The organism is Bordetella muralis (assembly GCF_054781015.1).
In genome coordinates this window covers 1,202,868-1,216,645 of record NZ_BAAGVF010000006.1, presented here as the reverse complement: position 1 = coordinate 1,216,645, position 13,778 = coordinate 1,202,868, and the positions used below count along the sequence as shown (strand labels likewise).

The window sequence follows — 13,778 nt, the reverse complement described above, 5'->3', positions numbered from 1 at the left end:
TATATAAGGATCGAACCATGCAAAACCAATTTTCGATCACGGTAGGCCAGATCAATCCCACGGTCGGGGACATGGACGGCAACATCGCTATGATGTTGGCGGTCGCACAGCAGGCGCAGAAAACGGGCGCCGACATGGTAGTGTTCCCGGAACTCGCGTTGACGGGTTACACACCAGGCGACCTGCTGGACGATCCGCTTTTTGAGCGTCGTCGCGCGGCTGCGCAGGCAAAACTCTACGAGACGAGCCGTCAGACGCCGGATGTGTATTGGGTGGTCGGGCTGCCGATACGGCGAGAGGGCACGTCTGGAAAGCCTTTTTATAACGGCCTGCAGGTGCTGTTGAACGGTGAAGTCGTACACACGCAATATAAACAGTTATTGCCCACCTATGGGGTGTTCGATGAACAGCGGCACTTCGCTCCCGGGCCGGATACCGCCAAAATACTGCGTCTCCGGGGGGCGACGATCGGCTTTCTGATTTGCGAGGATGCCTGGAACGATGAGGCTCAGGATTATTCGGTGAATCCTTTTCAGCGCTTGGCAGATGCAGCGCCGGATCTGGTGATTTCTATCAACGCCAGCCCCAGCAGTAAGGGGAAACGCCAAGTGCGCCATCAATTGTTCTCCAAAGCGTGCGCGCGTCACCAACTGCCGGTGTTGTATGTCGCCCAGGTAGGCGGGCATGATCAGTTGGTGTTCGACGGAGCCTCGTTTGCAGTGGATGCGGCTGGGACGGTGGTGTTCGAGGCCAAACGGTTTGAGGTCGATTCGCCTACACTGCGCTTCGATCTGAGCAGTCAGAAATTCTTCGACGCGCAGGGGCAAGCGCTGCAGCCGGTGCCACGCGATGGCCTGCCTGTGCTGGAGTTTTATCGCCAGCAGATCGTGCTGGGCCTGCGCGATTATGCGCGTCGTTGCGGGTTCGACAAGGTCCTGGTGGGCTCGTCTGGCGGCATAGATTCCGCGCTGACGATCGCGTTGGCAGTGGAGGCGCTCGGGCCGGCAAATGTGATTGCCATCACCATGCCGTCGGTCTATTCGAGCGAGGGTAGTGTGTCTGACTCGGTGTTGTTGTGCCGCAATCTGGGGGTTACGCTGCACGAGATTCCCATACGGGACATCGTGTCGCAGTTTTCGGCGTCGATGCAGGACAGTACGGTTGGTGCGGCGCCGAGCGGTTTGGCGCTGGAGAACCTGCAAGCACGCGTTCGTGGCACGTTGTTGATGACGTATTCCAATCAATATGGTCCGTTATTGCTCACGACGGGCAACAAGTCGGAGCTCTCTGTCGGATATTGCACGCTGTATGGTGATACGAACGGCGGCTTGGGTTTGATTGGCGATCTCTACAAGACCGAGGTTTTTGCCCTGTCGTGGCATATCAACAAGACTGCGGGCCGGGAGCTGATTCCGCAGAGCATCATCGAAAAAGCCCCGTCGGCGGAATTGGCTCCCGATCAAAAGGATACGGACTCGCTGCCGCCCTATGAGGTGCTGGACGAGATCCTGAAGGTGCTGATCGAAGGCACCTTGCTTGATGCCGACGATCTGGCGGTCGCGCAGAATACGGTCGATGCGTTGACGCAGACCGAGACAGGACGGCAGACGCTGGACAAGGTGCAGCGGCTCATCGCACGCAGTGAATACAAGCGCCGCCAGGCGCCGCCTATCATTCGGGTACGTGCCCGTGCGTTTGGAACGGGCAGGCAGGTGCCTATCACGGCGCGGCAGTATTGAGGGGCTTCGGTGTTGGCTTCTGTTCAACTCATTTTTCTGAATTGAAACGGATTGGGGCGGACATTGTCTAGAAAATCAGGAATGTTGTGATGTCATCTACTTATCGCTATCCGGTCACTGTCGTTATCGGCCGCTGGCAGTTGCCCCACTTGGCGCACAAGGCGCTGATCGAACACGCGTTCGATACCGGTGAACGCGTGATGATCGTGATTGGATCTTCATTTCGATCACGCAATGATAAAAATCCATTTCGTGAATTCGAACGCCGCGCCATGCTGGAGAGTATGTTGACGCAGGCGCAGCTCGCACGTGTGGAATTTGTGTATGTGCGGGACTATTACGATGATCGGCGTTGGGCGGATGTTTTGCGAGAGGAGGTACGAGCGCGCGCCTCGGGTCAACGTGTCGCTCTGGTTGGTTTCAAAAAAGATGCTTCGGGCTACTACCTGGATCTTTTTCCCGACTGGGCCTATGAAGATGCAGGCAGCATCCAGCCGCTGGATGCGACGCGTTTGCGCGATGTCTATTTTGGCGAAGGCTCGCTGTCCTCCAGCATTCAGGTCTTGGAACCCTATGTCGATCCAGGCGTGCTGGACTATTTGCGATCATGGGCCGCATTGCCGGAATACGAGGTGCGGCGCGCCGAGCACCAGGCGATCAAGCGCTACAAGGCAAAGTACACGGGGCCGTATTTTCTGACGGCCGACAGCGTGCTGCAGGTGAATGATCACGTCCTGCTGATCAAGCGTGGCGGCGAAATGGGCCATGGGCAGTGGGCATTGCCGGGCGGTTTTGTCGATCCGGGGGAGCAGTTCTATGACGCCGCGGTCCGCGAGTTGAACGAAGAAACGCGCTTTGCCGCATTACCCGGAGTGATGAGGGCGGCCCTGAAGAGCAGCGCCGTTTTTGATCACCCGGACCGCAGTCCTCGCGGGCGCCTCATCACACAGGCTTTTCACTTTCGTTTCAGTCGAGATGAACTGCCGCAGGTACACGGCTCGGACGACGCCAAGGAAGCCGTGTGGTGGCGCATCGAGCGTTTGCCTGAAATCGAAGCTGATCTATTCGAGGATCATGCTGTGATTCTGGACCATTTCTTTGGCTTTCGTTGACTGTGAGGCACTAGGGGGATGAACTGAGAGCTGATCAGGTTGGCATGTCTTTGGCTCTGCGTAATCTTGCTATCGCATTATGTAACGCGGTCTTCAGTGATCGAGTGAGTAGGATTTGCAGGAGGTTGGAGTGCTTATTGGACGTCGAGCCGAGGCAATCGGGCCGTGAGGGCTTCACAAAGCCGGTCCGGCGCGCGGGCGCCGGACACCGTGTTCGCTCGTCTCGTCCGCGCCTTCGCGCTCCCTTCGACGTCCGCTCCACTCGGCTTTGAGGCGCCCTCACGGCCCGATTGCCTCGGCTCGACTCGCAGTAATTCAAGCTCATCACATCGCTGGCACGGTTGTTTTGCTTGGCATTTTTATGCTGCTGTGTTGGCAAAGAGAAAGATCTTGCAGGGCTGCGATTCGCGTGTGCCCTGCACACACGCGAATCGCGGTCGGGCCGGGCATGCGACGGGGTGGCGTGGTGCCAGGTTGGAAGATCTGCTTGGTGATAGTTGATGCCTGCGACGATGACGCATGGAACGTACGATGAGATGTAGAGCGTTATGACGCATGGAATGATGGTACGTAGAACGTCACTACACGTAGAGCATCAGGATACGCAGAACGTGCGAAGAGGTGTCTCACCTCTTTGGATATCACGAAATCGTCATTCGAAAGATCTCTTGCTTGTCTGCGAGAAATCGTTGCTCGAGAGATCTTCAAAATGTCACTGATGCCAAAGCCTTCGCATGCTAATCACGAACGCTATGCATGGGCGCGCCCGTAGGCGCCCGTGCATAGCAGCCCTGCAAGATCTTCATCCTTGCAAAAGCCAGTTCCTACGAAGCCTACGTAGACCACTCGTCCCAGCGACGAGGGAACAAGAGATGCTGTGAGTCGAAGCGGGGCAGTGACCGTGTTGGCGCGCCTCGTGGCCGAGCGAGTGGAGGTCGAAGGTAGGCCCGAAGGGGCCGTACGAGACGAACGAAGCGGTGTCGGCCGCGCAGGCGGCCGACCGGCCACGTGAAGCGCCAACACGGTCACTGCCCCGCTTCGACGTCCAACAGAACTCATGTCCCCGTCCTACCCGTGCTGCAACGTCCGAGAGAACTCAAATCCTCCGTCAACGGGCCATCTAAACCGACCAGGCCAGAAAACCAGCACTGTCATAAAGCCGCGTTATTCCGGGCGAGATAAGCCAGCTCAAAAAAGGGGATGACCCAGAAAAACTGGCGAAAATTGAACAGGTGGTCCAAGACCTACCGACGGCCGTACAATAGTGCTCATGTACACCACCACCTTGAACATCGATCTGCACTGCCATTCCACTGTGTCCGACGGCATTTTGCCGCCGGCCGAGGTGGCTCGCCGTGCGCACGCCAATGGCGTGGATGTCTGGGCGTTGACGGATCATGACGAGGTAGGCGGTATCGCACAGGCCGGCGAGGCTGCGCGCGAACTCGGGATGCAGTTCATCACGGGTAGCGAGGTCTCGGTCACCTGGGCTGGGCAAACGGTCCATATTGTCGGCCTGGGATTTGACCCCGAAAATCCCGCGCTGCTGGCGGGCCTGCGCAATACGCGCTCCGGCCGTTCCGAGCGGGCGCGCCGCATGGGGCAGCGTTTGGCGGACATGGGTATGCCCGATGCCTATGAGGGAGCCATTCCCTTGGCCGGCAATCCGGACCTGGTCAGCCGTACCCACTTTGCGCGTTATTTGGTGCAAGCCGGGTATTGCCCGGATGTGCAGACTGTTTTCAACAAATACCTGGGCGACGATTGTCCGGGGCATGTCCCGATGCAATGGGCCACATTGCAGGACGCGGTGAGCTGGATCATTGGTGCAGGCGGACGTGCTGTCATTGCGCACCCTGGCCGCTATAAATACTCGTTGTTGCAGTTCAATGCGCTGTTCGACGAGTTTTTGCAGCTGGGCGGCGTCGGGATCGAGGTGGTGACGGGGAGTCACACCGCCGACGAGGCTCGTCACTACGCGGGCGTGGCTCGACGCTTTGGATTTCTGGCCTCGCGGGGTTCGGATTTTCATAGCCCGACAGAGAGCAAGGCGGATCTCGGTTCGTTGCCCCCATTACCCGACGATTTGAAGCCGGTCTGGCACGACTGGTTCTAGACAATAATGAACAAGGCTTTTGTTAAAGAGTCGGATCGCGACGGCGACGATGATTTGCCCGAGACACAGGCGTTGCCGGCGGGTACTCGCAACTACATGACGCCAGCGGGCTATGCCCGTTTGCGCGATGAGCTGGCTCACTTGATGAATGTCGAGCGTCCATCTGTCGTGCAGGTCGTGTCGTGGGCAGCCTCGAATGGTGATCGTTCTGAAAACGGCGATTATCTGTACGGCAAAAAACGCCTGCGCGAAATCGACCGGCGCATGCGTTTTCTGACCAAGCGCCTGGACATCGCCGAGGTGGTCGATCCCGCTGCGCAACCGAATCGCGATCAGGTTTTTTTCGGTGCCACCGTGACCTATTCGGACAAGGCTGGCGAGGAGCATGTCGTCACCATTGTCGGGGTCGACGAGGCCGAACCGTTGGCGGGCAAAATCAGCTGGATCTCGCCTGTGGCCCGCGCATTGATCAAAGCTCGCGAGGGGGACACTGTTGTCCTGCGCACGCCAGGCGGAGTCGAGGAACTGGATATTCTGGAAGTGCAGTATCCCGAGTAACGGCGGTCGCTGTGTCAATGCCTATGCCGCTAGCGTGGAGCCGATGAGGCGTCGTCCTGGCTACGCAGTGTGATATTGGGATGATCTGCGATGATCTGCTGCACAGTGTCGAAATAGGTGGCGCCTGTGCCGTTTTCCAGTGACTCCAGGTTTTTACGGAAGAGCGCCACGTTGAATTGGTCTGGATGCTTCAGTTTTTCCAGGTAATACTCCCGCGTGGCGGCGATACCGAGATCTGCACGGTTTTTTTCCATGTTTCGCCAGATCAGGACAATCGATTCTTGTCCGTGAGCTGCGCCATAGGCGCCATATAGCATGTCGTCCAACGCATCCAGGCTTGGCCCGAGCTGCCAGTCTTCGTTTGCCATGAACACGCGATTGATCTCCGCGTAAAACGATGGAATATCGTGAATATTGTTTCCGTCGAGAGTCAGGGTTTTGGTCGGCATGGCTGCTACGGCGTGTGGCGTCGGGCGTTGAACATAACAATAAAAAACACGGACGCCGATCGGCGTCCGTGCTGGAGGCGGGCTCTGTTGTCCGTGCCTTCCGGTCGGCGGCTGGTGCCGCCGTATCCCCTTGGGTTGCTGCTTATTTCTTGCGCGCGGCGATGGATTTTTCCGCGAGGTTGACCAAGTCTTCGCCGACACGTGGTTTCCACTTGTCGTAGACGGGCTTGGTCACGGCGACGAATGCCTTATGTTGATCCTCGGTCAGCGAGGTGACCGTCACGCCATGGCCTTCGATTTCCTTGAGTAAGGATGGGTCTTCGGGGGTCACGCCTTTACGGGCGATCGCGATTTCTTTTTTGCCGGCTTCGATGGCTGCTTCGCGGACGATCTTGCGATCGGCTTCAGACCAGGATTCCCAGACTTCGCGATTGACGACGAATACCAACGGATCGGCAACGTAATTCCACAACGTCAGGTATTTCTGAGCGACATCGTAAAGCTTTGCGCCGGTATAAATCGATAGGGGATTCTCCTGACCATCTACCGCGCCGCTGGCCAGGGCGGGCTGCGCATCGGCCCAGCTCATTTGGGTCGGGTTCGCGCCCAGCGCGGTGAAGGTGTCGATGTAAAGCGGCGAGCCGACGACGCGCAGTTTCAGGCCTTTCAGATCCTCGGGCTTGGAGATGGCGTGGCGCGAGTTGCTCAGCTGACGATAGCCGTTTTCACCCCAGGCCAGCGGCACGACGCCGGCTTTTTCAATGACTTTGAACAGCTCTTTGCCGACTTCGCCCTGCACGAGCGCGTCAATGGCGGCGTAGTCGGGCATCAGGAAGGGCAGGGAAAACAGGTTGAGCTGTTTGACTTGCGGCGACCAGTTGATGGTCGAGCCGACGGCCATGTCGATGACGCCCTGGCGGATAGCGGTGAACTCACGCGTCTGATCGCCCTGGACCAATGAGGTGCCGGGATAGACCTTGATGTTGATGCGGCCGTTGGTGCGTTCGCGCACGAGGTCGGACCAGATCACCGCGCCCTGGCCCCAGGGAAAGCTGGTGCCTACGACGATGGAGAGTTTGTATTCCGATTTGTAATTCTGGGCGTGCGCCGGGGTCAACGCGAATGCGGCTGCCGCGCACAAGGCGGCGCCGATCAGGTTGCGTAGCTTCATGGGGTTATCTCCTCGTGTTTGTGAAATTTATGCGTTATCAATGCAACGGCTGGGTGCGATGATCAATACCCCAGCTTGTGCGGCAGCCACAGCGCCAGTTGCGGAAACACCAATACCGAGACCAGCACCAGGAACATCGCCGCCAACAGCCACAGTACCCACGGGATCGTGGATTCCATAGGTACCCGGGCAATGCGGCAAGATACCATCAGATTTACAGCCAGGGGCGGGGTGAATTGACCCAGCGCCACTTTCAGCGTCAGGATGACGCCAAACCAGACGGGGTCCCAGCCATAGGCGTTGGCGATGGGCATCAGGAGCGGCACAAAGATCAAAAAGATCGATATGCCGTCCAGGAACATGCCCATCGTCATCAACAGCAGGATCAACAAGGACAGCACGCCCCATTCACCCAGGCCGGAATTGACGATGGCATGGGTGATCGGGTCAATGATGCTCAGTGTGGACAGCGCCCAGGCAAAGATGCCGGCCAGGGCGACCACCATCATGATGACGGCCGAGAGCTCCGCGGCTTCGCGCAATATGATGAACAGGTCGCGGACCTTGATCGTGCGATGGATGAACATGCCGACGAACAGGCCATAGAACACGGCAACGACGGCGGCCTCGGTCGGCGTGAACCAGCCCATCCGCATCCCGCCCAGGATCAGGACGGGGGCTGCCAGGCCCCAACTGGCCTCGCGCAGGCTGGCCCAAAAGGGCGGACGGGGCAGGTGGGCTTCCTGGATGCCGAGTTTGTGTTTGCGTGACAACCATACCGCGGGCACGATCAGGGCGATACCGGCCAAAATGCCGGGCACCATGCCGGCGGCGAACAGCGCGGGCACGGACGCGCCCGGCACCAGCACCGAATAGATGATGAATGCGATAGACGGCGGGATCAGGATGTCGGTGGCGGCGCCGGCCGCGACGACCGAGGCCGAAAACGGCGCGGGATAACCCGCTCGCGACATGGCGGTGATCATGACGGCGCCGACGGCTGCCGCGCACGCTGGCCCCGAGCCCGAAATGCCGCCCAGGAACATGGCAACGGCAATGGCGATCAGCGGCAGCATGCCGGGGCCGCGCCCGACGATGGCGATGGCCAGATCGACGAGCCGGCGAGCTACGCCAGACCGGTCGAAAATCGAGCCGACCAAGACAAACATCGGAATGGCCAACAAGGGATATTTGGCCAAGCCCGCGTAAAAGTTCTGAGGGACGGCCAGCAGGCCGAACCACGCGACATCGTGATTGGATATCGCAATGGCCAGCGTGCCCGCCACGCCCAGCGACACGCACACTGGGACGCCGATGACCATCAGGATGGCGAAGACGATGAAAAGCAGGGCAGCGATCATTGCGTTTTTCCCTGCAGAAGACGGCGCAGCGTGCCCAGCGTACGCAGCGCAATCGCCGCCGCCATGGCCGGCAGCCAGATCGAATACCACCACGTCGGCACGCCGATGGCGGGCGAGGTCTCCTCGTACATATATTCGTCCAGCACCAAGCGGACAGACAGTACGGTCAGCAAGATGAAAAACAGCAGGACGACGGTGTGCGAAATGATGGCCAGGCGTCGCTGGCGGGCCGGCGAGCCGCTATCGGCGACCGCCTCGATACGGATATGGTGGTTGCGGACAAATGCGCTGCTGCCCCCCGCCATGGTCAGCACGATCAACAGGAACACCGAGATTTCTTCGGTCCAGGCAAAGGACTGGTCGGTGAAATAGCGCACCAGCACGTTGACAAAGGTGATCAGGGCGAGAATGGCCAGTACGCCGACGGCGAGCCAGTCTTCGAGAGCCAGGGGGACTTTGACGTCAGGATCGGGGGCGGCGGGGATGATGGGTTCGGCGGGATTGGCCGAGTCGACGGGGACGTCTGGGAGGGACATGGGCAACAGCAGCTTGGAATAGGGCAGTAATCGGAAAACAGGAAACGCAGATAACCCGGGATAAACAGCAGCCCGGCTAGCGCACGCATGCCTATGCAAACCGGCCGGAGCAAGCCATGCAGGCCATACGGGCCAGGATCGCAGCATCCTACCGTTGACGGCGTCCCGCGTTAGTGCGTGTTTTCCCGTGGATGAAGGGCTTTCGCAACATGTTGCGGCACGGAAATTACCCGCGATTTGGCCTCAGGAGAGGAGATTTTCTGGCCGATCTTCCAGGGGCGGTGATCGTTTGCTGCATAGCGGCATCAGGGGGTGGCGTGATTTTGAATTATTTTGTAACTCCGGCATGAGAGGGTTTCTGCATAACTTTAGGGGGATTCGCTCCGGAAATCCCTGAAAAGGTAAAATGCCTGTTTTGCTTCTTTCCACTTTCCAAACGGCGCCCGCATCGTGTCTCTCGTCCAGCATTTGCCCGGTTCTTCTGTCCTTTCCGCCTTTCGCCGCGAGCGTCTCCTGGCACAGCTGCAAGAGGCGGGCCTGCCTGTCGCAGACGTTTCCGCCCGCTACGAACATTTCATCAGCACGGATACCGCCCTGGATGACGCCCAGCAGCAGCAATTGACGCAGTTGCTGGACTACGGCACCCCCGTAGCCGGCGAGGCGCCGGCCAAGAGCCTGACACTGCTGGTGATCCCCCGCCTGGGTACGATTTCCCCGTGGGCCAGCAAGGCGACCGATATCGCCCACAACTGTGGCCTGGCTGCGGTGCGGCGTATTGAGCGCGGCGTGCGTTATTTCCTGGTGCCCGAGCGCGGCCTGCTGGGCGCGAAAACGCTGGATGATGCGATGTTGGCCCGTGCGGCCGATTGCTTGCACGACCGCATGACGGAAACAGTGGTGGGAGCGGATTTTGACGGTCAGGCGCTGTTTCAGACCCTGGCAGGCAAGCCCATGCGCACGGTCGCCGTGCAGGCCCAGGGGCGCGATGCTCTGGTCGAGGCCAACACGACATTGGGCTTGGCGCTGTCCGAGGACGAGATCGATTACCTGGCGCAGTCGTTCACCAGCCTGGGGCGCGATCCTACCGACGTGGAACTGATGATGTTCGCCCAGGCCAATAGCGAGCATTGCCGCCACAAGATTTTCAACGCCCAATGGGTGATTGACGGCCAGCCGCAGTCGGAAACGCTGTTCGGCATGATCCGCGCTACGCACAAGGCCCAGCCTCAGGGCACGGTCATTGCGTATTCGGATAACGCAGCCGTCATGGAAGGCGGCGCCGCGCAACGTTTCCAAGCCGGTGTGCCGTCGTCTGACGGGCAGGGCAGCGAGGCTGCGCGCTATGTGCGGCGCGATGCCACCGTGCATACCCTGATGAAGGTCGAGACGCACAATCACCCCACGGCGATTGCGCCTTTCCCTGGAGCCGCGACGGGTGCGGGCGGAGAAATCCGCGACGAGGGCGCTACGGGCCGTGGATCTAAACCCAAAGCCGGTCTGACGGGCTTTACCGTGTCGCATTTGCGTTTTCCGGATGCCATGCAGCCCTGGGAAGCCGATCATCACGGCTTGCCCGACCGTATCGCGTCGCCGCTGTCCATCATGATTGATGGTCCCATCGGCGGTGCGGCGTTCAATAACGAATTCGGCCGGCCGAATCTGTTGGGTTATTTCCGGACGTATGAGCAAACCGCGGGCGATACGCGCTGGGGTTATCACAAGCCCATCATGATCGCAGGCGGTCTGGGCAGTATCGATGCCGAGCTGACCAAGAAAGAAATCATTCCTCCTGGTGCCTTGCTGATCCAGCTGGGCGGCCCGGGTTTCCGTATCGGGATGGGCGGCGGCGCGGCATCCAGTATCAGCATGGGCAGCAACTCCGCCGAGCTGGACTTTGATTCGGTGCAACGCGGCAACCCGGAAATCGAGCGTCGCGCGCAAGAGGTCATCGATCGTTGCTGGCAGCAAGGTACGAACAATCCGATTCTGGCGATTCACGACGTGGGCGCGGGCGGCCTGTCCAACGCGTTCCCCGAGCTGGTCAATGATGCCGGCCGTGGCGCGGTGTTCGATTTGAAGCGTGTGCCGCTGGAAGAGTCCGGTCTGTCGCCGGCGGAAATCTGGAGCAACGAGTCGCAAGAGCGCTACGTGCTGTCGATCTTGCCGCAGGATCTGGAGCGTTTCGACGCGATCGCGCGTCGTGAGCGTTGCCCCTATGCGGTGGTGGGCGTGGCGACCGAAGAGCGTCAATTGCGTGTGGTGGATGGCGAAGGCCTGCCGGGTGTGGATACGGCTGCGGTCGGTGAGAGCGCGGCGGTTGTGGACGCTGCGGCCGCGGGCGACACCAATGCACGGCCAGTCGACGTACCGATTGATGTGATTCTGGGCAAGCCTCCGCGCATGACGCGCGATGTGCAGCGCTTGCCTGGCGTGTCGGAGCCCTTGGACCTGGTGGGCATCGACTTGACCGAGGCGGCTTATCGCGTGCTGCGTCATCCGACGGTGGCCAACAAATCGTTCTTGATCACCATTGGTGACCGCACGGTGGGTGGGTTGTCCAGCCGTGACCAGATGGTTGGACCATGGCAGATCCCGGTGGCGGATTGCGCGGTCACGTTGGCCGATTACGAGGGTTTCCGTGGCGAGGCCATGGCGATGGGCGAACGCACGCCGCTGGCGGTGCTGAATGCGCCGGCATCGGGCCGTATGGCTGTTGCCGAGGCGCTGACCAACCTGGCTGCTGCCGATGTGGCACGCCTGGAGGACATCAAGCTGTCGGCCAATTGGATGGCTGCGTGCGGTGTCGACGGTCAGGACGCTGCCTTGTATGACACGGTGTCTGCGGTCAGTGAACTGTGCCAGGCCACGGGGCTTTCGATTCCGGTCGGTAAAGACTCTTTGTCCATGAAGACATCGTGGAATCAGGACGGTGAAAATCGCCAGGTCGTGGCACCTGTATCGTTGATCGTGACGGCGTTTGCGCCGGTCGGCGACGTGCGTGCCAGCCTGACGCCGCAGTTGCGGGCCGAGGTGGGCGACAGCGTGCTGATCGTCATCGATCTGGGGCGTGGCCGCCATCGCATGGGCGGCTCTATCCTGGCGCAGGCCTACAACCAGGTGGGCGAAAGCGTGCCGGATATCGACGAGCCGCAGGATTTGCGCGCTTTCTTCGTGACGATTCGCACGTTGGCCGAGGCCGGCGTGTTGTTGGCGTATCACGATCGTTCCGACGGCGGTCTGTTTGCAACCTTGTGCGAAATGGCGTTTGCCGGCCGCACCGGGATTTCGGTCAACCTGGACATGCTGACCTTTGATGCAAACTCGGCGGATTGGGGCGATTACAAGATCCGTCCCGAGCAGGTCGCGGTGCAACGTGATGAGCTGACGCTCAAGGCACTCTTTACCGAGGAAGCCGGCGCGGTGATCCAAGTCCCCGCATCCGAGCGCGATGCGGTGATGCAGGTTCTGCGCGGCGCGGGTTTGTCGGCGCATTCGCATGTGATTGGCGGGCTGAACGATACCGACACGGTCGAGTTTTATCGTGACGGTAAAAAGATCTGGAGCGAGCCGCGTGCCGATCTGGGTCGTGCGTGGAGCGATGTCAGCTACCAGATCATGTCGCGCCGGGATAATCCTGCTTGCGCACAGGCAGAGTTGGATACGTGGAACGATGTCAAGGATCCGGGTCTGTCGCCGCGCGTGGCCTTTGATCCGCAAGAGGACATCGCCGCGCCGTTCATCGCGACGGGCAAGCGTCCTCGTGTTGCGATTTTGCGTGAGCAGGGTTGCAACAGTCAGGTTGAAATGGCCTGGGCGTTTGATACGGCGGGTTTTGATGCGGTCGACGTGCACATGACCGATTTGCTGTCGGGCCGTATTGATCTGAGCACGATGCAGGGTCTGGTGGCTGTCGGCGGCTTTAGCTATGGCGATGTGTTGGGCGCCGGTGAAGGTTGGGCGCGTACGATTCGCTTTAATAGCCGTTTGTCGGATCAGTTTGCGGCGTATTTCGGGCGTTCGGATACCTTTGGTCTGGGTGTGTGTAATGGTTGCCAGATGATGGCGGCATTGGCGCCGATGATTCCTGGTGCGGAGTTCTGGCCGCGATTCACGCGCAACCAATCCGAGAAATACGAGGCGCGTTTGTCGCTGGTCGAGTTGGCTGCGTCGCCGTCGATTTTCTTCCAGGGAATGGAAGGGACGCGAGTGCCTGTGGCGGTGGCGCATGGCGAAGGCTATGCGGACTACAGTAAGCAAGGCGACGCGGGCAAGGTGCTGGTCGCTGCGCGGTTTATCGACAACCATGGCAAGGCGACGGAGGCTTATCCGTTCAACCCGAACGGCAGTCCGGATGGACAGACGTCGGTGACGACTGCGGACGGACGCTTTACTGTGATCATGCCGCACCCTGAGCGTGTGACGCGTAATGTGATGATGTCTTGGGCGCCTCAGCAATGGGGGACCGCAGATAGTGGTGGTGCTTATAGCCCTTGGATGCGGATGTTCCGTAATGCTCGGGTTTGGGTGGGGTGAGCGTTACCTCTTGAGGTGAAAAAGGCCTGGCTTTTTAGCTAGGCTTTTTTTTTGCCAGGATGACCTAAAACAGAAATGCCCTCCTTAGGGCCGCTAATCGACGGTGCAGAGTCGGTTGTTGTTGGGGTGGTAAAGGCGGTAACGTTGGCGTTCTTTTGGACGTCGAGGCTGCGCAGTGGCCGCGTGAGGGCTTCGTGGGATCG

The 13,778-nt window shown here is 59.7% G+C and carries 9 protein-coding genes; 5 read left to right on the top strand and 4 right to left on the bottom strand.

All coding sequences use genetic code 11. The features are described from left to right. The first annotated feature begins 17 nt into the window (after positions 1 to 17). From ACYVIT_RS16505 to greB, 4 genes are all read left to right on the top strand, one after another. Positions 18 to 1,739 carry an NAD+ synthase gene (locus tag ACYVIT_RS16505; protein ID WP_415805854.1) on the top strand — a complete coding sequence of 574 codons (1,722 nt, stop codon included), beginning with the start codon at positions 18 to 20 and terminating at the stop codon, positions 1,737 to 1,739. 89 nt (positions 1,740 to 1,828) lie between these two features. After that, entirely contained in the window at positions 1,829 to 2,851 is a 1,023-nt protein-coding gene (locus tag ACYVIT_RS16500; protein ID WP_415805853.1) for an NUDIX domain-containing protein, read from the top strand. Positions 2,852 to 4,121: 1,270 nt separating this feature from the next. Then, a complete protein-coding gene (locus ACYVIT_RS16495; RefSeq protein WP_415805852.1) occupies positions 4,122 to 4,967 on the top strand; it encodes a 3',5'-nucleoside bisphosphate phosphatase in 846 nt (281 codons plus the stop codon). A gap of 6 nt (positions 4,968 to 4,973) precedes the next feature. Further along, positions 4,974 to 5,525, top strand: a complete 552-nt coding sequence (gene greB / locus ACYVIT_RS16490) for a transcription elongation factor GreB (protein WP_415805851.1) — start codon at positions 4,974 to 4,976, stop codon at positions 5,523 to 5,525. 29 nt (positions 5,526 to 5,554) lie between these two features. Here the strand turns inward: greB and ACYVIT_RS16485 are convergent, their stop codons facing one another. The 4 genes from ACYVIT_RS16485 to ACYVIT_RS16470 all read right to left on the bottom strand — a co-directional run bounded on the left by ACYVIT_RS16485 (position 5,555) and on the right by ACYVIT_RS16470 (position 9,042). Then, on the bottom strand, positions 5,555 to 5,974 hold the full coding sequence (locus ACYVIT_RS16485) for a barstar family protein (RefSeq protein ID WP_415805850.1): 420 nt from the start codon (positions 5,972 to 5,974) through the stop codon (positions 5,555 to 5,557). 142 nt (positions 5,975 to 6,116) lie between these two features. Next, positions 6,117 to 7,145: a DctP family TRAP transporter solute-binding subunit gene (locus tag ACYVIT_RS16480; protein WP_415805849.1), complete on the bottom strand. Its 1,029-nt coding sequence runs from the start codon at positions 7,143 to 7,145 to the stop codon at positions 6,117 to 6,119. A 62-nt stretch (positions 7,146 to 7,207) separates the two neighbouring features. Next, positions 7,208 to 8,506: a TRAP transporter large permease gene (locus ACYVIT_RS16475; protein ID WP_415805848.1), complete on the bottom strand. Its 1,299-nt coding sequence runs from the start codon at positions 8,504 to 8,506 to the stop codon at positions 7,208 to 7,210. Beyond that, complete coding sequence (locus ACYVIT_RS16470; RefSeq protein ID WP_415805847.1) at positions 8,503 to 9,042, bottom strand: TRAP transporter small permease; 540 nt, start codon at positions 9,040 to 9,042, stop codon at positions 8,503 to 8,505. Before ACYVIT_RS16470 ends, ACYVIT_RS16475 begins: the two co-directional genes overlap by 4 nt. 450 nt (positions 9,043 to 9,492) lie before the next feature. Here ACYVIT_RS16470 and purL point away from each other — a divergent pair, with 450 nt between their 5' ends. Continuing rightward, on the top strand, positions 9,493 to 13,575 hold the full coding sequence (purL, locus tag ACYVIT_RS16465) for a phosphoribosylformylglycinamidine synthase (RefSeq protein ID WP_415805846.1): 4,083 nt from the start codon (positions 9,493 to 9,495) through the stop codon (positions 13,573 to 13,575). Positions 13,576 to 13,778 lie beyond the last annotated feature (203 nt).

What these genes read in the sequence shown, in the direction of transcription:
- ACYVIT_RS16505 (WP_415805854.1), top strand. Translation starts at nt 18, where the DNA reads ATGCAAAACCAATTTTCGATCACGGTAGGCCAGATCAATCCCACGGTC.
- ACYVIT_RS16500 (WP_415805853.1), top strand. Translation starts at nt 1,829, where the DNA reads ATGTCATCTACTTATCGCTATCCGGTCACTGTCGTTATCGGCCGCTGG.
- ACYVIT_RS16495 (WP_415805852.1), top strand. Translation starts at nt 4,122, where the DNA reads ATGTACACCACCACCTTGAACATCGATCTGCACTGCCATTCCACTGTG.
- greB (WP_415805851.1), top strand. Translation starts at nt 4,974, where the DNA reads ATGAACAAGGCTTTTGTTAAAGAGTCGGATCGCGACGGCGACGATGAT.
- ACYVIT_RS16485 (WP_415805850.1), bottom strand. Translation starts at nt 5,974, where the DNA reads ATGCCGACCAAAACCCTGACTCTCGACGGAAACAATATTCACGATATT.
- ACYVIT_RS16480 (WP_415805849.1), bottom strand. Translation starts at nt 7,145, where the DNA reads ATGAAGCTACGCAACCTGATCGGCGCCGCCTTGTGCGCGGCAGCCGCA.
- ACYVIT_RS16475 (WP_415805848.1), bottom strand. Translation starts at nt 8,506, where the DNA reads ATGATCGCTGCCCTGCTTTTCATCGTCTTCGCCATCCTGATGGTCATC.
- ACYVIT_RS16470 (WP_415805847.1), bottom strand. Translation starts at nt 9,042, where the DNA reads ATGTCCCTCCCAGACGTCCCCGTCGACTCGGCCAATCCCGCCGAACCC.